The following is a 19,307-nucleotide window of genomic DNA, read 5'->3' as shown; positions in this document are numbered from 1 at the left end:
CCGCCCGTTCCTAGGGTGACCTTGTGAGTAGTTCCCGAATGCAGTCGTACGACGTCACCGCCGAATCGCCGGCGCCGCCCGCCGCGGTGTGGGCACTGTTGCTGGACGCCCGCAGCTGGCCTGCCTGGTCAGGGGTCGGTTCCCTGGAAGTCGCTGCTTCGCAAGGGATTTCCGCCGACGGACGCGACGGCGTCGGTGCGATCCGTGCCTTCCGTACCGGCAAGACGGTCACCAAGGAGCGGATCACCGCACTCGACCCCGAACGCCGGTTCTCCTACGAAGGCGTGGACGTTCCGGTGATGGTCGGCTATCAGGCCGCCGTCGATCTGCGCGAGACACCCGGCGGCGGGACCCGGATCCGCTGGCACGGGACGTATCGCGTGGGCCGGGGCAAGGCGTTGATCTTCCGCTGGTACCTCCGCCGCTTCATGCAGGCCATGGCGACCGGGCTCGCCGACCACGCCGGCGGCCCGGCCAGGAGGCCATGACCGGGAATCAGTGCCGGGCGGCGGCTTCCCGGTGGAAGCCCGCGATCATCGCCTCGGTGCTCGGCGGGTTGAAGGGCTGCCCGAGTGTGCGCATGAGCGAGTTCACGCTGGGACGGTACATCCCGGTCTTGCAGTAGCGGGATCCCTCGAAAGCGCCGACCGTGCCGCCGTCGGGCGAGGGCTTGCCCAGCCAGGTGTACCACTTGGCGCGCCGGTCCCGCATCTGCGCCGCCGTGAGCGCGGACGCGTTGGGCTCGCGGGGTTCACGGGTTTCGCACGTGCCGTAGTCGTATTCGTCGGCCAGTCCGCCGATGGAATGCCCGAGTTCGTGGGCGACGATCTGGCTGGCCTGGATGTTGCCGCCCGAAGACGTCGCGACGCCGCCGCCCGCTCCGCCGTACTTCGTGGTGTTCGCCAGCATGATGACCTGATCCACGTCGGGCGCGGCCGCGGCGTACTGGTTCGCCTTGGTTTCGTTGACGCACAACAGCCGTTCGATGCCGCCGCACCAGAAGTACGAGCCCAGCGCGGTGTTGCGCCGGACCCCTTGGGTCGGGTCGTTGGTGACGCCGGACTGGGCGGAGACGACGTCGACCTGCCAGAGGTTGAACTGTTTGCGATAGCTCTTGTACGGCTCGATCGCGAACAGTGCCGCGATGCTGGAGCGGACGTGCTGCGAGTACGTGCCCAGCTGCGAGGAGGTGTAGCCGTCACCGACGAAGACCAGGTCGAAAGTGGTCTCGCTGGGGCCGTTGGTCTCGATCGGGGTCACCGTGGCGGAGTTCGCGATCTGCTGTGGTGCGGCGGTCCGGTCCGAGGCGGGCCGGGTGACGTCCACTCGGGTGATGGTTCCTCCGGGGTCGAAGGCCTCCATCGACGTCGTGAATCGGGGGGCCGCCGAAGCCGTCGCGGGCGTGAACCCGGCGACGAGGACGGCGGTCAGCGCGACCATGAGACAGGCACGTCGCATGCGTACTCCTTGCGGGGAGGGGGAGGAGAGGAGTACGAAAAACGATCCCGACTTTCGACGGCTTCCGGCACATCCCAAACGGCCATAAGGTCCGCGTGATGGACGTCGAGTTACGTCACCTGCGAGTGGTGTGCGCCGTGGCCGACGCGGGCAGCATCACGCGCGCGGCGATCGGCATCGGGAGCTCCCAGCCCGCGCTGACCGCTGCCGTGCAACGGATCGAGCGCGCGTTCGGCGGGACTTTGTTCGTGCGCGGCCGGGACGGGGTCTTTCCGACGGCGTTCGGGGAATGCGTGCTCGCCCGCGCGCGGGCCGTCCTCACCGCGGCGGACACGATGCACCGGGACGCGGCACGCTGGCTGGCGGACGGGGAGGAACGTCCTGTCGCGCTGGGCGGGATCGGCGGTTCGATGGTCGTCGAGCTGGCGGACCGGCTCGGTGATTCCGGCCGTGGGCAAGCGGTTTCGGTGACCACCGAGTTCTCGCCCTTGCGGCTGCTGGATCTCGTGGCGGGCGGGCAGCTCGACGCCGCCGTCGTCGCCGACTATCCCGGTCACGCCCTGCCGCCGGCCGCGGGGGTGGCGGCACGGCCACTGGCCACGCAGCCGGTGTTCGTGGCGATCGCCGCGGACCATCCGGCCGCCTGCCGCGCCGAGCTCGACCTGGCCGATCTCGCCGGGGAACGGTGGGTGCTCGGACCGTCCGACGGCGCCGGCTGGCCGGAATGCTTCGAGGAAGCCTGCGCGCTGGTGGGATTCCGGCCGCAGGTCGCGCACCGGAGCACGGAACTCCGGCCGCTGCAACGCCTGATCGCGGCAGGGCGGGCGATTTCCCCTTGCCAGGTCACCTTTCCCGCTTCGCCCGGAATCGTGATCCGTTCCCTCGCGGGGGATCCGCTGTGGATGCGGTACCTGATCGTCTGGAGCACCGGAGGAGCCTTCGGCGGGAACAGCGACGCCCTGATCGCCGCGGCCGAGGCGGCCTACCGGTCCGACACCGACAGCAGCCACACGTACCGCAGCTGGCTGGCGCGTCGTGAGGAACCCGCCCGGCGTGCCATCGGGTGACACCTGGTCGGGGAATTCCCCTTGTCGGCGCGGTGGTCTTAGCCTCGGAGACTCATCGACGAAGGGTAAGAAATTGCGTCTGCGCGCCCTGCTGGCCGCTGCTGTCCTGACCATCACCACCGCTCCGACCGCCCTCGCGGGCTCGGACGTCGCCCACGGCACCGACGTCCCACCGGGGCAGTTCGGGTTCGTCGCGAAGATCGCGATGACGAAGATCCCTCGTCCGGACGGCTCTACCTACGGCAGTTTCTGCACGGGCGCGCTGATCGCGCCGGGCTGGGTCGTCACCACCGGGCACTGCTTCCACGACGCGCACCGCAAGCGGGTTTCGGGCAAGGTGCCGTACCCGACGACGGTGACGTTGGGTCTCGTCGACGAGGCGACCGAATCAGGTGTGGCCCGCAAGGCGACCGAAGTGCTGCAGGCGAAGGAAAACGACGTCGCCCTCATCAAACTGGACACTCCGGTGACCACGGTGGTCCCGCTGACGGTGAACCGGGCTGTCCCGCAGGTCGGTCTGCAGCTGACCTTGGCGGGCTGGGGGAGCCTGACGGCCACGAATCCCGCTCCGGCGACAAGGATGCAGCAAGGAACGGTGCAGGTGGCGACGGTGGCCCCGACGACGATCGGTGTCCGCGGCGCGGCGCCGTCGATCACGACCAGCGCCTGCACGTACGACTCGGGCGCGCCGTACTTCGTCCCCGGAGGCAAGAGCGGCGCGCTGGTCTCCCTGGAGGCCACCGGGCCGGACTGCCCGCACGCCGGGATCGAGACGACGTCCCGCGCGGACGCCATCGCGGACTGGATCGCCACCCAGACGGGGTAGCGGGTCGTTTCGGCCGTAGGCGGAGCCGGGCTGACTCAGAGGGTGAACGCGAGCCAGAGCGCCAGCCAGGCGCAGGCCGCGACCGCGACGACGATCGCGACCACCCGCAGTCCGGCTCCGGCGATCCGGAGCGACGCTGTCCCGTTGTGCTGTCGGTGATTCCCCATGATGCCGCCCTCCTTTCAAGATCATCTTCCGCTTCTCCGGCCTTCTCCGCAGCGGGGACGATCTGCCAGGGTGACCCCATCCGGGTGAGAGCATCCCGCATTTCGTCCTCCGGGGGCGATGGTTCGTATCGCGGACGACCGCGTCCAGAGGACGAAACGCGTGGCCGGGCCGGTCAGAGCCAGCTGTTGTGCGCGGCGAAGACCCCCAGCTGGAACCGGCTGGAGACACCCGCGCGGTCCATCAGGGTTTCGAGATAGCGGAACAGGGTGCGCCTGCTGACGCCGAGTTCGGCGGCGATCTCGTCGTCCTTGCGCCCGGCGGCGAGCAGGATCAGCAGCTCTCGCTCGATCGGCCGGATCTGCCGCTCGGAGGTCTGTCCTCGCTGGTCGAGCGGGAGCGCCGCCGCCCACGAGGTTTCGAACAACCCCTCCAGCGCCGAGAAGAGGCTGCAGGGGCGCACGATCACGATGGACTGATTGCGGTCGGCCTCACGGATGGTCAGCGCGATGGTGGCCGCCCGGTCGTCGAACAGCGTCAGTTTCACCGGGAGTTCGGGCAGCAGCCTGCCCTGTTCACCGGCTCGCAGGCACGGCAGGATGTTCGCGGTGAGATAGCCGGGATCGCCCATCGACGCTCCACTGTAGACACACCGGTAGGTGATCCCGCGCCGCAATTGCTCTTCCTCGAGGAGATTCCGGCGGCCGCCGGTGAAATAGGGCGGGGAATCGAGACGGCGAACCTGGTATCGCACCAGGGACGCGAGGTGCTGCAACCGGGGGAGGATCGCGTCGCCGGTGACCACTTCGAGCAGGTCCTGCGCGTGCGGCATGCCCGAATGCGCTCGCCGGAAGGCACGGTACGCGGTCTGGACCGCGAGCCGCGCGTCGTGCAGTTCGGCCTGCCGTCGCGTGGTCAGCGCGGCCAGCGCCTCACCGGGATTCGCGGGGAGGAACTCGGCGCCGTCCACTCCGGACGACACCGCGAGCCCCGCGTCCGTCAGCTCCTTCAATGCCAGCTGAGCGGTCTCCGTGTCGTCCTCCTGCCAGGCCAGTTCCTCGGCGGTCACGGGCGCGCTTTCGAGCATCCGGCGGTAGATCCGGGCGGCGGGCTCCCCGAGACCGAGCCTGAGCAGCTGCGCGCCGAGCCCGTCACGGGGAGTCGCCGATGTCACGGCCTAGACGCCTGACGTGTCGCGGATCCAGGTGCGGTTCGCCGAGATGGCGGTATGCGTCGAGCTGTCCACCTTGTTCCCGGCAATGTGCACCCCGACCTGTTTGCCGCCGACGAAGACCGGCCCGCCCGAGTCGCCGCCGTTGGTCAGGCCGTCGCCCCGGCGCGCCTTGATCAGTCCGCTCCCGACACTGGTCACCTTCATCTGGGCGACCTTCAGGTACCGCTGCAGGTCGCCGTCTTCGTTGTAGCCCCAGCCATAAACGTTTTCGGTGTCACCGACGGCGACAGAAGTGCCGAGGGACGCGTATGTCGCGCTGACCGAACGGTCGAGCCGCAGCAGCGCGATGTCGGCACCGCTCGAGGGCGTGTAGATGCCGGCTGCCACGGCGTAGGTTCCGGCCCGATGGTCGACATCGCCGACACGGACCGAGTATTCGGCGCCGGGTTCGTCGATGCAGTGCCGGGCGGTGAGCACCCAGCGTGCGCCGATGATCGAACCGGAGCACCACTGCTCGCCGTTCTGCTCGATCATGGCGGCCCACGGCCCGGACCGGGCGTATTCGCCGTCGATGATGGGGGCCGCGCCGGCGGCGGGCGCGACCGTCGCGAGTCCGGCCGCGCAGAGCAACGCGGTGAGAAGACCTCGGATGCGCATGGTGCCTTCCAATGCAGGGAAATACCGGAAGAAACGGGAAATCGACGGGGCGCCCCTTTTTTCCGCGGCGGGATCGCCAGGGGTCACCCGGCCGGATCCGATGCCGGTTTTCCCATGCTAGGCAGGCTGATACGGCTGGTGATAGCGACTAAAGACGGGAGAAGGCCGCGCCGGGCGGCAGGGGGCCCGGACTTTCGGCACGGGAGTGCCGATGGCACCGCTGTGTCACGCGCGGGAAAACTCGCTAATCGCGCGTCGTTCGTTTCCCGGACGGCCGGGGGCAGTTCTTCGGCGAAGAGGATGGCCCGGTCCGGCCCTTTCACGTCCGGGGGCTCATACCCGCCACGGTCAGCCGGAACAGCCGGTCCGCCTGTGCGGCGGGGTCCGGGTAGTGCTCGGTGGCCAGGACGATGCCGACGATCAGCGTGATCAGGTCCGCGACGGTGGTTTCCGGCGCCACCGCACCGTCCCGCGCGGCCCGCCGCAGGAGCGAGTCCCCGGCTTCTTCGATGGCGGCGGCACAGGAGTTCTCGTGTACCGGGGGACCGTCGTAGGAGAGCGCGGCCGCCAGCCCGCGGGCGGAGACACAGTAGGTGACGACCTCGTCGAGCCAGGTCAGGAGCGCCTCGCGGCTGTCTTCCTCGCCGGTCAGTTCGACGGCGCGAGCGCACAGCGCCGCGATCCGTTTCGCGGAGACCGCCTCCAGGAGGGCCCGGCGCGTGGGGAAGTGGCGGCGCACGGTCGCCGAGCCGACGTCGGCGGTGCGGGCGATCTGCTCCAGTGAGGCGCCCGAGCCGTGGGCCGCGACTTCGTCCTCGGCCACCGCCAGGATGCGCGCGTAGTTGCGCCGTGCGTCGGCGCGTCGGCCGTCGGACATGTCTTCACCTCGGTGTTTGCGTAAGTGGCGGGCCCCGCCATATGGTAGCGGAGGATAAACGGCGGGCCCCGCCACTTATCTGCCCGAAGGAGTGAACATGTCTTCAGCACCCGTTTTGGTCACCGGAGCCACCGGCAGGCAGGGTGGTGCGACCGCCCGTGCCCTGCTCGCGGCGGGCGTTCCCGTCCGCGCGCTGGTGCGCGATCCGGCCAGGGCGAAGGCCGTCGAAGCACTCGGCGCCGAACTCGTCGTCGGCGATCTCCACGACGCCGATTCCGTGATCCGGGCCGCCAAGGGCGCTCGCGCCGTCTTTTCGGTGCAGATGCCCGGCGTGAGCGCGGAGGGATTCGACTTCGCCGGGGAGGTGACCCAAGGCGTCAACCTCATCGAGGGCGCGAAGGCGGCCAGAGTGCCGCAGTTCGTGCACACTTCCGTCTCCGGGGCGGGCCGGCATGTCGAGGCGGCCGGATGGGCCGAGGGCCGCTGGGCTTCGATGGAACCCACCCTGGGCGCCAAGGCTGCGATCCAGGACCGGCTCCGTGAAGCGGGCTTTCCGCGGTGGACGTTGCTCAAGCCGGGATTCTTCATGGAGAACTTCCTGCCCGACATGAAGTTCCTGTTCCCGCGCGGGGTCGAGGGCGGCCTGGTGAGCGTCATCAAGCCGTCGACGAGCCTTTCGCTGGCCGCCGTGGACGACATCGGCGCCGCGGCCGCCGCGGCCATCGCCGAACCGGAGCGGTTCAGCGGGCTCGAACTCGAGCTCGCGAGCGACTTCCTGACCATGACGGAGATCGCCGAGATCCTGTCCGGCGTGCTGGGCACCCGGCTGTCCGCCCCGGACATGACCGTGGAGCAGGCGGTCGCCGCCGGAATGCCGCCGATGGGTGCCTCGCACGAGTGGCTGAACGTGATCGGCCAGCCGGCGCGGCCGCGGTACGCGCGGGAATTCGGCGTCCCGCTCACCGGCTTCGCGGCCTGGGCGCGTGACCACCTCGCGTAGTGCGTGATCGTTTGACAAAGCGGAGCGCTGCTCCGTATGTTTGTGGAACAGTGCTCCGCTTAGTGCGGTGCCGACACACAAGGGAAGACTCGTCATGAGCACTACGACCTCCGCACCCGTCCACTCGGTCGCTCCGGTGGTGCTGCCGACGCCGGATCGGGCCGTGGACCTGCGGCTGCGTGTTTCCGCGCCGACGACCGGAAGCGAGCTGCCGATCATCTTGCTGTCACACGGTCAGGGCCCCTCGAACCATCTCTCGTCGCTGAACGGCTACGCCCCGCTCGTGAACTACTGGGCGGCGCACGGCTTCGTCGTCATCCAGCCCACTCATCTGAGCTCGCGGACGCTGAACCTGGCGTCCGGCGATCCGGAAGCGCCGCTGTACCAACGATCCAGGGCCGAGGACATGACCAGGATCCTCGACCGGCTCGACGAGATCGAGGACGCCGTTCCCCAGCTGCGCGGCAGGCTGGACCGGAGCAAGGTCGCCGTGGCCGGGCATTCGATGGGCGGGCACACCGCGAGTCTCCTGCTGGGCGCGCGCTACACCGATCCCCGCAGCGGTGCGGAAGTGGATCTCACCGAGTCCCGGATCTCCGCCGGTGTGCTGCTCGCCGCGCCCGGTCGCGGTGGCGACGCCGTCACCGGATTCGTGGCCGAGCACTATCCCTTCTTCCTCAGCACGGACTTCTCAGCGATGGCGACGCCCGCACTCGTCGTCGCCGGGGACAAGGACTCCTCCACCCACCTGACGGTCCGCGGCCCGGAATGGCACACCGACCCGTATTTCCTTTCCCCCGGCCGTAAAACGCTGCTCACCCTGTTCGGCGCGGAGCACGGGCTCGGCGGGATCTCCGGCTACGACGTCGCCGAGACGACGGACGAGAACCCGGACCGCGTGGCCGCGGTGCAGCGCCTCACCTGGGCCTACCTTCGTTCCGAGCTCAACCCCGGCGACACCGCCTGGCAGGTGGCGTGCGGAGAACTCGCGCTCGGCCGGGTCGAGGAGAAGTAGATCTCAGCGCACCACCGGTCCGACGGTGAGCGTTCCGGCGGCCGTGTCGAGGACGGCGGCCGGTCCCAGCGGCAGGGACAGGGGATCGGGGCCGTGCCCGACGTCGATCCCGCCGAGTACGGGGACGCCCAAGGAACCCAGCCGGTCCCTGAAGACGTCGACGAGGGTCCAGCCGCGATCGGTGTAGTCCTCGAAACCCGGAAACCGGCCGAGCACGACACCGCGTAAGCCTTGGAGCGCGCCGGACCGGATCAGCTGGGTCAACTGCCGGTCGACGTGCCCGAGGCCGATGGCCAGCTCGGCTTCGAGGAACAGGATGGTGCCCGCCAGTGACGGCAGCACGGTGCCGACGGCATGGGCGACGGTGCCGAGGTGCCCGCCGACGAGGTCACCGGTGGTGGTGCCGGGTACTTCGGCCGCGACGGTCATCGCCAGTGGGTCACGGTGCAGGACGGTGGGCTCGCCGCTCATCAGCAACCGCCGGGTGGCGGCCGAGGAACGGGAGCCCGTCAGGTAACCGTGGATTCCCGTCAGTCCGCAATGGCGCCACAGCGCGAGGTGCAGGGCGGTGATGTCGCTGAAACCGACCATCGGCTTGGGATCGGCCCGGACCGCCGCGAAGTCGATGTCGTCGGCGATGCGGTACGCCCCCGCGCCGCCGCGGCTGGCGATCACCGCCCGGACACCGGGATCGCGGAACGCGTCGTCGAGGTCGGCCAGGCGGTCTTCGTCCCGGCCCGCCATATAACCCCACTGATCGAGCGCGTGCGCGCCGATTTCGACCACCAGTCCCCAGCTTTCCAGGACCGTCACGCTCTCGGCGAGAAGCTCGGGGCTCGGATAACTGGCGGGGGAGACGAGGCGGACACGATCACCCGGCCGCAGCATCGGTGCCATCAGGGCGCTTCGTGAAGCTGTCACCGGATGATGTGAAGCTGTCACCGGATGATCGTGTCAGAGCACCGGGATCTCCGCCCACACCGTTTTGTATCCCTCGCCGGTGTCCACGCCCCATTCGGTGCTGATCGCCTCGACCAAGGCCAGCCCCCGCCCGTGCGGGCTCGTCGGATCCGGTTTCGCCGGTCGGCACGGGCGCAGGTGCGGGCGGCGGTCGTCGACTTCCACGCGGACGACGTCCCGGCCCGAGGGCAGGAACACCCTGAGTTCGGCGGCGCCGTCCGCGTGTTCGTGCGCGTTGGTGACCAGTTCCGTGGTCAGCAGTTCGGTGTCCGCGATGGTGATGCGCCCGGTCTCGCTCAGCTGCTCTCGCAGCCAGGCCCGGATCTGTCCCAAGGGCGGGGCGCAGCCCGTGGGGAATTCGTAAGCTTGCCGTGTTCCCGTAGTACCCACGCGTGTCTCCTTAGCGGGTTTCCCAGCTGGGCCAAGAGCATGGGCGCACTCGGGTAGTACCCAAGGGGCACGGCGTTCACACGCGGGAAGATTTGGCGATCGCGGTGACCTTGATCTCCACCCGCATTCCAGGGGCACCGAGGGCGGGGACGCCGAGCTCGGTCCAGATCGGCGCGCGGTCGCCCATGTGCTTGCGGAACTGTTCGACCATGACGCGGCCGTGGGTCTCGCCGATGAAACCGGGCGTTTCCGGGACGTGGTAAGACTCCACGGAGATGACGTCGCGCCAGGTGGCACCCGCGCCGGCGAGGGCCTTCCCGACGTTCTCGAAGGTCTGGACGATTTCGGCTTCGAGGTCCTCGGGGAAGGTGGGAAAGGGCAGGTCGTCGGCCCAGCCTCCCTGTCCCGAGATCTCGACGCGATCGCCGACGCGCACCGCTTGGCTGTAGCGCATCTCGGGCAGGAGCCGTTCGCCATGGCCGGGGGTGACGAAGAACCGGGGCTGGGGCTGGACAGTGTTCTCGTTGACTTCATGCATGAAGTCAACGTAGCACGATCTGACTTCACGCGTGAAGTCGCGCGGTTCTCGGTATGGTTCCGGCATGGCCGCCCCAGACCCGGACGAAGCGCTGTGGCTGACCTCTGCCGAAAAAGAGGCCTGGACCGGACTGGTCTCCCTGGTCCTCCTGTTGCCGGGACGGCTGGAGTCGCCACTGCAGCAGGACGCCGGGCTGACGCTGTTCGAGTACCTGACCCTCAGTCATATTTCGGAAGCCCCGGAACGGCGGCTGCGGATGAGTGAGCTGGCCTATCTCGCCAACGGTTCGCTCTCCCGACTGTCCAATGTGGTCAAACGCTTCGAGCAGCGAGGGTGGGTCCGGCGAATACCCGACCCCGAGGACGGCCGGTACACCCTCGCCGTGCTCACCGACGACGGGTACGACGTGGTCGTCGCGGCGGCGCCCACCCACGTCCGCTCGGTGCGGGATCTCGTACTCGACCCGCTGACCGAGGAGGACCAGGAGGCGCTGGCCCGCATCGCCGCCAAGCTGCGGACGCGGCCCGTCGACCTCGCCTAGGCGGCCACGGTATCGAGTGTCTCGTGCGCCTCGCCTGAGACGCTCAACGTCTCGAGCGTGGCGCTCGGGACAGTGCCCGGACGTCGGAGTCGACCCCTCGGTCCAGGTCTCGCCGAGGTTTCGGCGGGCGCCGACGTTGCGACATTCGGTGCGTATTCGCCGGGGAAGAACCCTGCGAAATCGGTTTTGGAGCGGCGAAGGGATCACGGAAACCGTGAGAAACGCTGTCTTTTCTCACGCTCGTGAGTGAGGGATATCGGAGATCTTTCCACTTCTTGGCGTAACGCGGACATGGTCCGAGTAGCCCGGATTCGCGGTAACAGCCCGTTGAGCAGCTTGACATGCGGCGCTCCGGGTGACGTTCGCGTCATGCGCTAACGAAATACGGATTGTTCCGTCTTTCTCAGGAAGCCCACAGGAATTCCGGCTCCAGCCGGGTCTCGAAAGGGAAATCCATGTCGCGAAGACCACTGATCGTCGTCATGACCGCCGTCGCGGCGATGCTCGCGTCCACCGCGGTCGCCGCCGCGGCCCCGCCGGGGGTGGACCCGGCCACGGTCGATCTCACCCTCACCGCCGGGCAGAGCACGAACATCACCAAGAACGTGACCACCTCGGCGGTGCCGCCGAACCCCGACCTCGTCCTGCTCGCCGACACCACCGGCAGCATGGGCGGACCGATCGGCAACGTCCGCTCGAACGCCAACGCCATCACCGGTGACGTGCTCGCCGCGCAGCCGACCGCGCAGTTCGGCGTCGCCGAGTACAAGGACTTCACCGACTCGGTGCCGTTCAAGGTCAACCAGGGCATCACCGGCGACCCGGCCGCCGTCCAGTCGGGGATCAACCAGTGGTTGGCCTCGGGCGGCGGGGACACGCCGGAAGCGAACCTGAACGCGCTTTACCAGCTGGCCACCGGTGCGGTCGACTTCCGGCCGGACGGCACCCGCATCATCGCGTGGTTCGGCGACGCGCCGTCGCACGATCCGAGCGGCGGGCACGACCTGGCCCAGACGATCGCGGCGCTTCAGGCGGCGAAGATCCGCGTGGTCGCCATCAACGTCGGGGCACTCGACTCCACCGGGCAGGCCACCGCGATCACCTCGGCCACGGGGGGCGTGCTGCTGAACAACGTCCCCGCCGGGCAGGTCTCCCAGGCGATCCTGGACGGCATCAAGTCCATCGAGGTCACGGTGACCCCGAAGGTCACCAGTTGCGACCCGCAGCTCACGGTCACCAACGACCCCGGCAGCATCAAGGTGACCAGTGGCGACGTCGCCTCGTTCACCGAGACGATCAAGGCTTCGGCCGGCGCCGCCCCCGGTACCTATCACTGTGTCGTCGACTACCAGGTCGACGGTGTTTCGCGGGGGTACATCGAGACCACGACCGTGCGCGTGCTCGGCTTGAGCATCAACGACGTGGTGGTCGACGAAGGCTCGGGTGGCGCGCAGGTCCCGGCGACGTTCACGGTGTCGCTGCTCGGCGGCCCCAGCCCGAATCCGGTGACGGTCAAGTACGCGACCGCCAACGGCACCGCGACCGCACCCGCCGATTACGCGGCGGCGAGTGGCACCGTCACGTTCTCCCCTGGCCAGACGGCCAAGCCGGTGACCGTGCTGGTCAATCCGGACACCGTCGACGAGCCGAACGAGACGTTCACGGTGACTCTCTCGGCCCCCTCGGGCGCCGGGCTGGTCGATCCGACCGGGGTCGGCACGATCGTCGACGACGACCGTGATGGCGTCTTCTCCTGCACGGGCACCGCGGCGAACGTCCTCGGGGTGACCGCGGCGCAGGCGAACCCGGCGAACCTGCCGTGTGCCGACGACAACCGCACCGTCGCCGCCGCGACGCTCAACGCGGGTCTGATCAAGGTGGAGACCCAGGTGCTGACCGCGTCGACCGATCTCACGCCGGACGACCAGTCGGCGGCTCCGGCCGCGGGCGATCGCGCGCTGGCGTCGGCCAAGATCGACAAGACGGTGATCAGCACGCTCGGGCTGAACATCGAACTCGGCGTGATCCAGTCGCAGGCCACGGCGACCTGCCAGCCGTCGCCGGGCGGGCTCGCCTCGGTTCTGGCAGGCAGTTCGAACGTCGCCTCGCTGAAGATCAACGGTGAGTCGATCACGGTGGGCTCGGCGCCGCTGACCATCCCGCTGGTCATCGGCTCGCTGAAGCTCAACGGCCAGACGGTGGCGAACGGCGTCGTGAAGCAGCAGGCCGTCGCACTGGACACCGCGCTCGCGAAGATCGTGCTCGCGGAATCCCAGGCCGACGTGCACGGCACCGCCGCGCATCCGGCGGGCAACCCCTGCCGGCGCTGAACCGGTGAACCGGCCGGGCGGACGGGACATCTCCCGTCCGCCCGATCGGTCAGGGGAGGACCTTGACGGCCGCCGCGGTGGCTTGCGCGAGCAGCTTGTTGTCGATCTTCGCGTCCTTGGCGGTCCGGTCGGTCAGGACCGAGATGACGATCGGCGCCCGGTTCGGCGGCCACACGACCCCGATGTCGTTGCGCGTTCCATAACCCGCCGTGCCGGTCTTGTCGGCGACCGGCCAGCCGGGAACCCCGGCGCGGATGTTCTCGTCGCCGGTGGTGTTGGCGCGCATCATGTCGACGAGGACCTTGCGTTTGTCCTCGGGCAGCGCGGTGCCGAGAGCGAAAGCACGCAGGCCCACGGCGAGGGCGCGCGGTGTGCTGGTGTCCCGCTGGTCGCCGGGGAAGGTGTCGTTGAGTTCGGGTTCGATCCGGTCGGCGTGGCTCGTGGTGTCGCCGATTCCCCGCAGCACGGCGTTGAGGCCCTCGGGTCCGCCGAGTTCGCGGAAGAGCAGGTTCCCGCCGGTGTTGTCGCTGTAGCGAAGGGTGGCGTCCATGACCGCGCGCAGCGGCATGCCCGTCGCGACGTGCTTCTCGGTGACCGGTGAGTTGGAGACCAGGTCCTTCTCGCTGTAGGTCACCGTCCGGTCCAGGTCGGCGAGCGGCGTTCGCTGCAGGACACCGCCGGCGGTGAACACCTTGTGCGTCGAGGCGTAGGCGAACCGTTCGTCGGCGCGGAAGGCGACCTCGCGGCCGGTCGCGGTGTCCACCGCGTACACCCCGATCCGGGCGCCGAAGGTGCGTTCGAGCTGCTCGAAGTCGGTTCGCGCGGCGGCCGCGACCGGGGTGGCTGAGGCAGGCGCCGACGCGGGAGCGGGCGTGGAACACGCGGCGAGTGACACGGCCGAGAGCGCCAGCAGGGCCGCCCACCGGCGAGAAGTGACGGACACGGTGATTCCTTTCGAGATCGTTCGATGCCCGAAGTCTCGCCATCGTCGTTCATGCTGTCCAAGACACTAATGTCCTCTTCCATGCGAAACCGGCATAGTATGTGGTCGTGGACCTGATCGGCAGCTGCCGGGCGTTCGTGAGCGTGAGTGAGGCCGGGACCTTCACCGCGGGAGCCGCGCTCGCCCGCATCCCCCAACCGGTGGCGAGCCGTCGGATCGCCGCGCTGGAACGGCATTTCGGCGAGCGGCTGTTCGACCGCTCCACCCGGCGCGCCCGGCTCACCCCGTTCGGGCAGGACATGCTGCCGTCGGCGAAACGGCTGGTGGCCTTGGCCGACGCCATGGAGCACGACGCGCACCGCGCCAGGCTGCGTCCGCTGCGGCTCGCGGTACCGGAAACCTGCACCACCCGCGAGCTCGCCGAACTCGACGCGGCGGCACGGGCGCTGGACGTCTTCCTCGAGTTCCGGCAGGCCCTGCCGAGGGAACGGGCGGAACTCGTGCGCACGCAGGAGGTTCGCGCGGCGCTGACGGCCGTCCCCGCCGAAGAAGGCACTTGGAAGGTCACCCTCGGCCTGGCCGGAACCGGCGGACCGCGAGCGGGTTCACTGCATCTGGAGACGCTGCGGGTCGGCCGCTCCGGCGGCGTGCCCCGCCGGGTCTGGGTCCAGCCCGAGGACGACGTCCCGCCGATCCGCGACCGCCTGTTCCGGATCCGCGACTCGGTGGGACTGCGGCCCGCGCAGGTCTCCGTCGCCGATTCGCTCACCGCCGCCGCGGCGGCCGTGTTCGGCTCGGACGATCTGCTGCTGTGTTCGACCGCCCAGGCCGCCGAACTCGGCTTGGCATGGAGGACCATCGGCGAGATCCAGCTCGCCCGCGGCTACGAGATCACGGCGGGGCTGGGTGAGGACGCGCAGCGGATCCGGGCACGATTGTGGTCCGACATCGCCCGGTGTCTCGGCGCGGAGGAGACGACATGAACCCGGAAACGCTGCTCCCTCGGTTGCGCGCCGAACTCGACGACGGCGGCCTGCGGGGCTCGTTCCTGGTGCGGGACCTGCGGACCGGAACCGAGATCGGCATCGATCCCGAGCTGGAGTTCCCGAGCGCCTCGCTGGTGAAGATCCCGCTCGCGACGGCCACCCTGGAGCGGATCCACCGGGGCGAACTGGACGGTTCGGCGCCGATCGACGTCCAGCCGGGCCGGGCCACCATGCCGGGGCCGACCGGGCTGACCCGGTTCCGGCATCCGGCCAGGGTGGCCGTCGACGACCTGCTCTACCTCACGATGGCCATCAGCGACGAAACCGCGGCGGACACGCTCTTCGCGCTGACACCTCCCGCCGAGGTCACCAGGATGACGCGGGCGTGGGGCGTTTCCGGGATCACCGCGCGGCATCCGGTCGCGGAACTCAGCGACACCCCGGCGGAACGCTTCGACCCCGCGGACGTCCATCTCGCGCACGCGCTCGCGATCAACGCCGGCACGGCAGGGCAAGGACATCCCGTTCCCCAGCTCGACATCACGCGCGCGAGTTCCGGTTCGGCCCGCGCGTTCGTGGACCTGCTCGAGGCGCTGTGGAAGCCGTCCAAAGTGGACGAAGAGGTGGCGGCGAGGGTGCGCGAGCTCATGGGACTCAACCTGCTGCGTCAACGGCTGAGCCCAGATTTCGTCTCCGACGCCACGAAATGGTCGTCGAAAACGGGCACCGTGCTGAACATGCGGCACGAGGTCGGGGTGGTCGAACACGCCGACGGCGGGATCTTCGCGATCGCCGCGCTGACCGCGTCGCGGGTGCCCGCCGCGATCCAGCCGGAAGCCGAGGTGCTGATGGCCCGCGTGGCACGGGAACTCCGCGATCACCTGCGGGTGTGACCGGGACCACCGCGCTTGTTGTCACGAACTTCGTTTCTGCTCGGTTCCTGGAGGAGAACCGGCGAAAGGGAGGACCGGCATGAAGGTCGTCATCGTGTGCGTCTCGGTGTCCCACGGCAACACGGCGCGGATCGCCGAAACCATGGCGGAGGTGCTCGAAGCGCGGGTCGTCAGCCCCGAGGAAGCCGACCCGGCCGAGCTCGACGCCTGTGATCTCGTGGGTTTCGGTTCGGGGATCTTCACCATGGACTACCACCCTCGTCTGCGCCGGTTCGTCCAGGAGCTGCCGGAGAAGCAGCGGCGGAAGGCGTTCGTGTTCACCACGAGCGGCCTGCCCGAGCCGCCCTTCCGGCGCTACACCCGTCGTCTGGCGCGGCTGCTCGGCCGGAAGGGGTTCGACGTGGTGGGGACGTTCTCCTGCCGGGGGTTCGACACCTGGGCGCCGTTCGCGCTCGTCGGCGGGATCCGCAAGGACTGTCCCGGAGCAGCGGATTTCGAGGCCGCGCGACGGTTCGCCGAAGGTACCGGTGGCTGATCGGGGCGCCGCGGTAAACGTGAGCAGCCAGGCTCGTGAGCCGAACTTCGCGCTGGTCCCGGCTGCCCCCGCGCGCTGGTGAAAGCGAGTACCCAAGAACTGAGGAAATGCTCATAATAGTGTCATGAGCTGCGAAAACACTGGATCCGTGAAGTGATCCCACGCCTTCGGACCCCGTCGTCACGCAAAATGATCACGCTGGAAGTGCGGAAGCGTGTCCTCCTGAGCCCGAGCTTCGCGTCGGTCACCCTCGGTGGCCCGGCGCTGAAAGATCTCATCGTCGCCGGTGCGGACCAGACGGTGCGGCTGTTCTTCCCCCGCGAGGGCCAGCAGGGGCTGCGGATGCCCACCTTCTCGAACGAGACGTGGATGGCCGAGGTGATGATGCTGCCCAAATCGGTCCGCCCGTGGGTGCGCACGCTCACCATCCGCCGGGCGAGGCCCGCCGATGACGAGATCGACATCGAGTTCGCCCTCCACGGGAATTCGCCGATGAGCGACTGGGCACGAGGCGCGGGGCCAGGGGATCCCGCCGGCATCTTCGACATGGGCACGACTTACCGGCCACCGGACGACGTCGGTGGTCAGCTCATCGTCGCCGACGAGAGCGCGTTGCCCGCGGCGTTGGCGATTCTCGACGACGCCCCGGAATCGCTTGCCGCGGAAGTCTTCCTGGAAGTGCCCACGGTCGCCGACATTCGGCGATACGAGACCAGCGACGGCGTCCGCATCCATTGGCTCAGCCGCGACGACCAGGGACGGCGTCCGGGAACTCTCGCCCTTGAGACAGTCCGGCAGGCTGAGTTGCCACCGGGTCGGTTTTACACCTGGGTCGCCGGGGAATCCCGGCTGGCGACGACGTTGCGCCGTCATCTGGTCTCCGAGCGGGGCGCGGCGAAGGCGGACATCTCCTTCGCCGGATATTGGCGGCACGGATGGTCCAGCCCCGGCTGATCTCCACAAAGGTGTCGAGAACCTGCCATGTCGGGTATCCGCCATCTCCGGGCCGTGCAGGAAAGCTGATCACCGGTCTTTACTTCTCGTACGGACGTCGGGGGGCTCCTTTCGAAAGGGATCATGGTGATCAGTAGTACGAGAATGACGCGGAGGGGCACGGCGGCCCTGATCGCCGGCGCCTTCCTGGCTTCGGGCCTGGTGCTGGCTCCGGCCGCGGGTGCGGCACCCGCGGCCAAGGCCGACCCGGACACCGCGGCGCTCGCGGGCGCGCTGACCAAGCAGGCCGTGGCGTGGGGCGAGTGCTCGTTCCCTTCCGTCGCCCCGGCGACGGAAGCCGAACTGAAGAAGGTCAAGGGCCTCGCCTGCGCCACGGTCCAGATGCCGCGTGACTGGCACAACCCGCAGGACGGCAACACCATCGGCGTCCGCGTCTCCAAGACCGCGACCGCCTACCCCGGCACCGGCAGGCAGGGCATCGCCCTGGTCAACCCCGGCGGACCCGGCGGCGAAGGCCTGCCGTGGGGCGCCGCGATGGCGAGGCGCAGCCCCGTGCTGGCCGCGCAGTACGACTTCGTCGGCTTCGATCCCCGCGGTGTCGGCCAGAGCACCCCGCTGACCTGCAGCTACACCGTCCCGGACAGCACGGATCAGAACGTGATCAGCCGGGCGAAGGTCGAAGGGTGCCTGAAGAACCCGCTGACGAAGTTCATCACCACCGAGCAGACCGCGTACGACATGGACTTCATCCGGGTACTGCTCGGCGAGAAGAAGACCAGCTACATCGGCTACTCCTACGGCACGTGGCTCGGCACCTGGTACGCCACCACGTTCCCCGGCAAGGCGCACCGCTTCCTGCTCGACTCGTCGACCGACGCGAGCCGCTCGACCCTGGAGAAGACCTGGGATCTGCAGCCGCGCAGCCGTGACCGCCAGTTCCAGGAGGCGCTGCTGCCCTACGTCGCGCGCAACGACGCCAAGTACAAGGCGGGCACCGACCCGCTCGAGATCCGCCGCGACTGGGAGAAGGCAGGCGGCACCCGTGAGTTCGCGGGCATGCTCTACGCCGCCTGGTTCATCATCCCGGCGATGTACGACACGACCCAGTACCCGTCGGCGGCTTCCATGGTGGCCGCGGTGGCGAAGGGACCGGCGCCCACCGGGACCGACGTGGAGAAGCTCGACCAGGTCGTCGCCAAGGCGCTGGCCACTCCCGGCCTGACCGACGCGAACAAGGCGTTCCTGACCAAGGCCAAGGGCAACGCGCTGGAGGCCATCGCGAAGAAGGACTCGGTCGAGCGCAAGGCTTCCTATCAGGGCGGCGCCGAGGTCGAGACCTGGGACGCGGCGTTCGAGGCCATCCGCTGCCAGGACGGCCAGTGGAACCAGAACCTGCACTACTGGAATTTCTGGCAGGCCGACCTGACCGTGAACGCGCCGTTCATCGCGCCGATCATGGCCCAGTCCGGCGCGCCGCTGTGCGCGTTCTGGCCGACCGCCAACGCCAAGCCTGCGCCGGAGGAGAAGACGTTCCCGAAGCTGCTGATCGCGCAGACCGAACTCGACGCGGCCACGCCGTACGAGGGCGGGCTCGCCACCGCGAACGGACTGCCGGGCGCCAAGATGATCAGCGTCGACAACGAAGGCAGCCACGGGATCTTCCCGTACAACACCGACTGCGTCGACGACCCGATCGTCGCCTACTTCCAGACCGGCCTCACGCCGAAGAAGAAGTTCACCGGCTGCCAGGGCCTGCCCCTGCCCGGTGAGGACAAGACGATCGAGGTCGGTGGAAACCTCGGGCACGACGGGAAGATCAAGATCAAGATGATCACGCCCGAAGTGCGCAAGGCGAACGAGATCGTCCGCGAGCTGCTCGAAGGCACCGCCACGCCGGAAGCCGACGAGAAGGGGATGCCCGCCAACGCCTAGCCGCTGCCGGGAACAGGGGCTCCCGCGGGCCGATCAGGTTCGCGGGAGCCCCTTCGGCGTGCCCGC

The 19,307-nt window shown here is 69.0% G+C and carries 21 protein-coding genes; 12 read left to right on the top strand and 9 right to left on the bottom strand.

All coding sequences use genetic code 11. The annotated features are described in order from the left end of the window. Positions 1-38 precede the first annotated feature (38 nt). Positions 39-488 carry an SRPBCC family protein gene (locus AMYAL_RS0138250; protein ID WP_020636587.1) on the top strand — a complete coding sequence of 150 codons (450 nt, stop codon included), beginning with the start codon at positions 39-41 and terminating at the stop codon, positions 486-488. A gap of 7 nt (positions 489-495) precedes the next feature. Here the strand turns inward: AMYAL_RS0138250 and AMYAL_RS0138245 are convergent, their stop codons facing one another. Further along, on the bottom strand, positions 496-1,458 hold the full coding sequence (locus AMYAL_RS0138245; RefSeq protein WP_026467784.1) for a M64 family metallopeptidase: 963 nt from the start codon (positions 1,456-1,458) through the stop codon (positions 496-498). A 98-nt stretch (positions 1,459-1,556) separates the two neighbouring features. Here AMYAL_RS0138245 and AMYAL_RS0138240 point away from each other — a divergent pair, with 98 nt between their 5' ends. Then, a complete protein-coding gene (locus AMYAL_RS0138240) occupies positions 1,557-2,525 on the top strand; it encodes a LysR family transcriptional regulator (RefSeq protein WP_026467783.1) in 969 nt (322 codons plus the stop codon). Positions 2,526-2,598: 73 nt separating this feature from the next. Further along, complete coding sequence (locus tag AMYAL_RS0138235; RefSeq protein ID WP_020636584.1) at positions 2,599-3,351, top strand: S1 family peptidase; 753 nt, start codon at positions 2,599-2,601, stop codon at positions 3,349-3,351. Positions 3,352-3,386: 35 nt separating this feature from the next. Here AMYAL_RS0138235 and AMYAL_RS50905 read toward each other — a convergent pair whose 3' ends face one another. The 4 genes from AMYAL_RS50905 to AMYAL_RS0138215 all read right to left on the bottom strand — a co-directional run bounded on the left by AMYAL_RS50905 (position 3,387) and on the right by AMYAL_RS0138215 (position 6,224). Beyond that, complete coding sequence (locus AMYAL_RS50905) at positions 3,387-3,518, bottom strand: hypothetical protein (RefSeq protein ID WP_020636583.1); 132 nt, start codon at positions 3,516-3,518, stop codon at positions 3,387-3,389. Between the two features lie 173 nt (positions 3,519-3,691). Next, positions 3,692-4,690, bottom strand: a complete 999-nt coding sequence (locus AMYAL_RS0138225; protein WP_020636582.1) for a helix-turn-helix transcriptional regulator — start codon at positions 4,688-4,690, stop codon at positions 3,692-3,694. 3 nt (positions 4,691-4,693) lie between these two features. Further along, positions 4,694-5,347, bottom strand: a complete 654-nt coding sequence (locus AMYAL_RS0138220; protein ID WP_020636581.1) for a S1 family peptidase — start codon at positions 5,345-5,347, stop codon at positions 4,694-4,696. 319 nt (positions 5,348-5,666) lie between these two features. Then, positions 5,667-6,224 (bottom strand): TetR/AcrR family transcriptional regulator, encoded by a 558-nt coding sequence (locus AMYAL_RS0138215; RefSeq protein WP_020636580.1) that lies wholly within the window; start codon positions 6,222-6,224, stop codon positions 5,667-5,669. 97 nt (positions 6,225-6,321) lie between these two features. Between AMYAL_RS0138215 and AMYAL_RS0138210 the strand changes: the two genes are divergently transcribed. Together AMYAL_RS0138210 and AMYAL_RS0138205 are read left to right on the top strand one after the other, a co-directional pair. Beyond that, complete coding sequence (locus AMYAL_RS0138210; protein WP_026467782.1) at positions 6,322-7,224, top strand: NmrA family NAD(P)-binding protein; 903 nt, start codon at positions 6,322-6,324, stop codon at positions 7,222-7,224. Between the two features lie 94 nt (positions 7,225-7,318). Then, positions 7,319-8,239, top strand: a complete 921-nt coding sequence (locus AMYAL_RS0138205) for an alpha/beta hydrolase family protein (RefSeq protein ID WP_020636578.1) — start codon at positions 7,319-7,321, stop codon at positions 8,237-8,239. A 3-nt stretch (positions 8,240-8,242) separates the two neighbouring features. On the opposite strand, the gene AMYAL_RS0138200 is transcribed toward AMYAL_RS0138205, so the two are convergent. From AMYAL_RS0138200 to AMYAL_RS0138190, 3 genes are all read right to left on the bottom strand, one after another. Further along, the gene (locus AMYAL_RS0138200) at positions 8,243-9,160 is read right to left on the bottom strand and encodes a S66 peptidase family protein (RefSeq protein WP_245193278.1); all 918 of its coding nucleotides are present in this window, start codon (positions 9,158-9,160) and stop codon (positions 8,243-8,245) included. Positions 9,161-9,193: 33 nt separating this feature from the next. Continuing rightward, on the bottom strand, positions 9,194-9,589 hold the full coding sequence (locus tag AMYAL_RS0138195) for an ATP-binding protein (protein ID WP_026467781.1): 396 nt from the start codon (positions 9,587-9,589) through the stop codon (positions 9,194-9,196). Between the two features lie 76 nt (positions 9,590-9,665). Beyond that, the gene (locus AMYAL_RS0138190; protein ID WP_020636575.1) at positions 9,666-10,127 is read right to left on the bottom strand and encodes a Rid family hydrolase; all 462 of its coding nucleotides are present in this window, start codon (positions 10,125-10,127) and stop codon (positions 9,666-9,668) included. Positions 10,128-10,191: 64 nt separating this feature from the next. On the opposite strand from AMYAL_RS0138190, the gene AMYAL_RS0138185 reads away from it, so the two are divergent. Both AMYAL_RS0138185 and AMYAL_RS0138180 read left to right on the top strand, forming a co-directional pair. Beyond that, on the top strand, positions 10,192-10,668 hold the full coding sequence (locus AMYAL_RS0138185) for a MarR family winged helix-turn-helix transcriptional regulator (RefSeq protein WP_020636574.1): 477 nt from the start codon (positions 10,192-10,194) through the stop codon (positions 10,666-10,668). A 455-nt stretch (positions 10,669-11,123) separates the two neighbouring features. Further along, positions 11,124-12,998 carry a Calx-beta domain-containing protein gene (locus AMYAL_RS0138180; RefSeq protein ID WP_026467780.1) on the top strand — a complete coding sequence of 625 codons (1,875 nt, stop codon included), beginning with the start codon at positions 11,124-11,126 and terminating at the stop codon, positions 12,996-12,998. Positions 12,999-13,047: 49 nt separating this feature from the next. On the opposite strand, the gene bla is transcribed toward AMYAL_RS0138180, so the two are convergent. Further along, a complete protein-coding gene (gene bla / locus AMYAL_RS0138175; protein ID WP_020636572.1) occupies positions 13,048-13,941 on the bottom strand; it encodes a class A beta-lactamase in 894 nt (297 codons plus the stop codon). Positions 13,942-14,042: 101 nt separating this feature from the next. On the opposite strand from bla, the gene AMYAL_RS0138170 reads away from it, so the two are divergent. From AMYAL_RS0138170 to AMYAL_RS0138150, 5 genes are all read left to right on the top strand, one after another. Continuing rightward, positions 14,043-14,924, top strand: a complete 882-nt coding sequence (locus AMYAL_RS0138170; protein WP_020636571.1) for a LysR family transcriptional regulator — start codon at positions 14,043-14,045, stop codon at positions 14,922-14,924. Next, entirely contained in the window at positions 14,921-15,820 is a 900-nt protein-coding gene (locus tag AMYAL_RS0138165; protein ID WP_020636570.1) for a serine hydrolase, read from the top strand. The genes AMYAL_RS0138170 and AMYAL_RS0138165 overlap by 4 nt, the downstream gene beginning before the upstream one ends. A 79-nt stretch (positions 15,821-15,899) precedes the next feature. Beyond that, the gene (locus tag AMYAL_RS0138160; RefSeq protein WP_020636569.1) at positions 15,900-16,355 is read left to right on the top strand and encodes a flavodoxin family protein; all 456 of its coding nucleotides are present in this window, start codon (positions 15,900-15,902) and stop codon (positions 16,353-16,355) included. A gap of 189 nt (positions 16,356-16,544) precedes the next feature. Beyond that, positions 16,545-17,309: a siderophore-interacting protein gene (locus tag AMYAL_RS0138155; protein WP_020636568.1), complete on the top strand. Its 765-nt coding sequence runs from the start codon at positions 16,545-16,547 to the stop codon at positions 17,307-17,309. Between the two features lie 144 nt (positions 17,310-17,453). Continuing rightward, positions 17,454-19,241, top strand: a complete 1,788-nt coding sequence (locus AMYAL_RS0138150; RefSeq protein ID WP_020636567.1) for an alpha/beta hydrolase — start codon at positions 17,454-17,456, stop codon at positions 19,239-19,241. Positions 19,242-19,307 lie beyond the last annotated feature (66 nt).

The organism is Amycolatopsis alba DSM 44262, from assembly GCF_000384215.1.
GTDB lineage: Bacteria > Actinomycetota > Actinomycetes > Mycobacteriales > Pseudonocardiaceae > Amycolatopsis > Amycolatopsis alba.
Note: the sequence above shows the minus strand (reverse complement) of the source record. Positions and strands in the feature narration are given on the sequence as shown.

What these genes read in the sequence shown, in the direction of transcription:
- AMYAL_RS0138190 (WP_020636575.1), bottom strand. Translation starts at nt 10,127, where the DNA reads ATGCATGAAGTCAACGAGAACACTGTCCAGCCCCAGCCCCGGTTCTTC.
- AMYAL_RS0138155 (WP_020636568.1), top strand. Translation starts at nt 16,545, where the DNA reads ATGATCACGCTGGAAGTGCGGAAGCGTGTCCTCCTGAGCCCGAGCTTC.
- AMYAL_RS0138250 (WP_020636587.1), top strand. Translation starts at nt 39, where the DNA reads ATGCAGTCGTACGACGTCACCGCCGAATCGCCGGCGCCGCCCGCCGCG.
- AMYAL_RS0138240 (WP_026467783.1), top strand. Translation starts at nt 1,557, where the DNA reads ATGGACGTCGAGTTACGTCACCTGCGAGTGGTGTGCGCCGTGGCCGAC.
- AMYAL_RS0138220 (WP_020636581.1), bottom strand. Translation starts at nt 5,347, where the DNA reads ATGCGCATCCGAGGTCTTCTCACCGCGTTGCTCTGCGCGGCCGGACTC.
- AMYAL_RS0138150 (WP_020636567.1), top strand. Translation starts at nt 17,454, where the DNA reads ATGACGCGGAGGGGCACGGCGGCCCTGATCGCCGGCGCCTTCCTGGCT.
- AMYAL_RS0138210 (WP_026467782.1), top strand. Translation starts at nt 6,322, where the DNA reads ATGTCTTCAGCACCCGTTTTGGTCACCGGAGCCACCGGCAGGCAGGGT.
- AMYAL_RS0138165 (WP_020636570.1), top strand. Translation starts at nt 14,921, where the DNA reads ATGAACCCGGAAACGCTGCTCCCTCGGTTGCGCGCCGAACTCGACGAC.
- AMYAL_RS0138215 (WP_020636580.1), bottom strand. Translation starts at nt 6,224, where the DNA reads ATGTCCGACGGCCGACGCGCCGACGCACGGCGCAACTACGCGCGCATC.
- AMYAL_RS0138160 (WP_020636569.1), top strand. Translation starts at nt 15,900, where the DNA reads ATGAAGGTCGTCATCGTGTGCGTCTCGGTGTCCCACGGCAACACGGCG.
- AMYAL_RS0138180 (WP_026467780.1), top strand. Translation starts at nt 11,124, where the DNA reads ATGTCGCGAAGACCACTGATCGTCGTCATGACCGCCGTCGCGGCGATG.
- AMYAL_RS0138205 (WP_020636578.1), top strand. Translation starts at nt 7,319, where the DNA reads ATGAGCACTACGACCTCCGCACCCGTCCACTCGGTCGCTCCGGTGGTG.
- AMYAL_RS0138245 (WP_026467784.1), bottom strand. Translation starts at nt 1,458, where the DNA reads ATGCGACGTGCCTGTCTCATGGTCGCGCTGACCGCCGTCCTCGTCGCC.
- AMYAL_RS50905 (WP_020636583.1), bottom strand. Translation starts at nt 3,518, where the DNA reads ATGGGGAATCACCGACAGCACAACGGGACAGCGTCGCTCCGGATCGCC.
- AMYAL_RS0138185 (WP_020636574.1), top strand. Translation starts at nt 10,192, where the DNA reads ATGGCCGCCCCAGACCCGGACGAAGCGCTGTGGCTGACCTCTGCCGAA.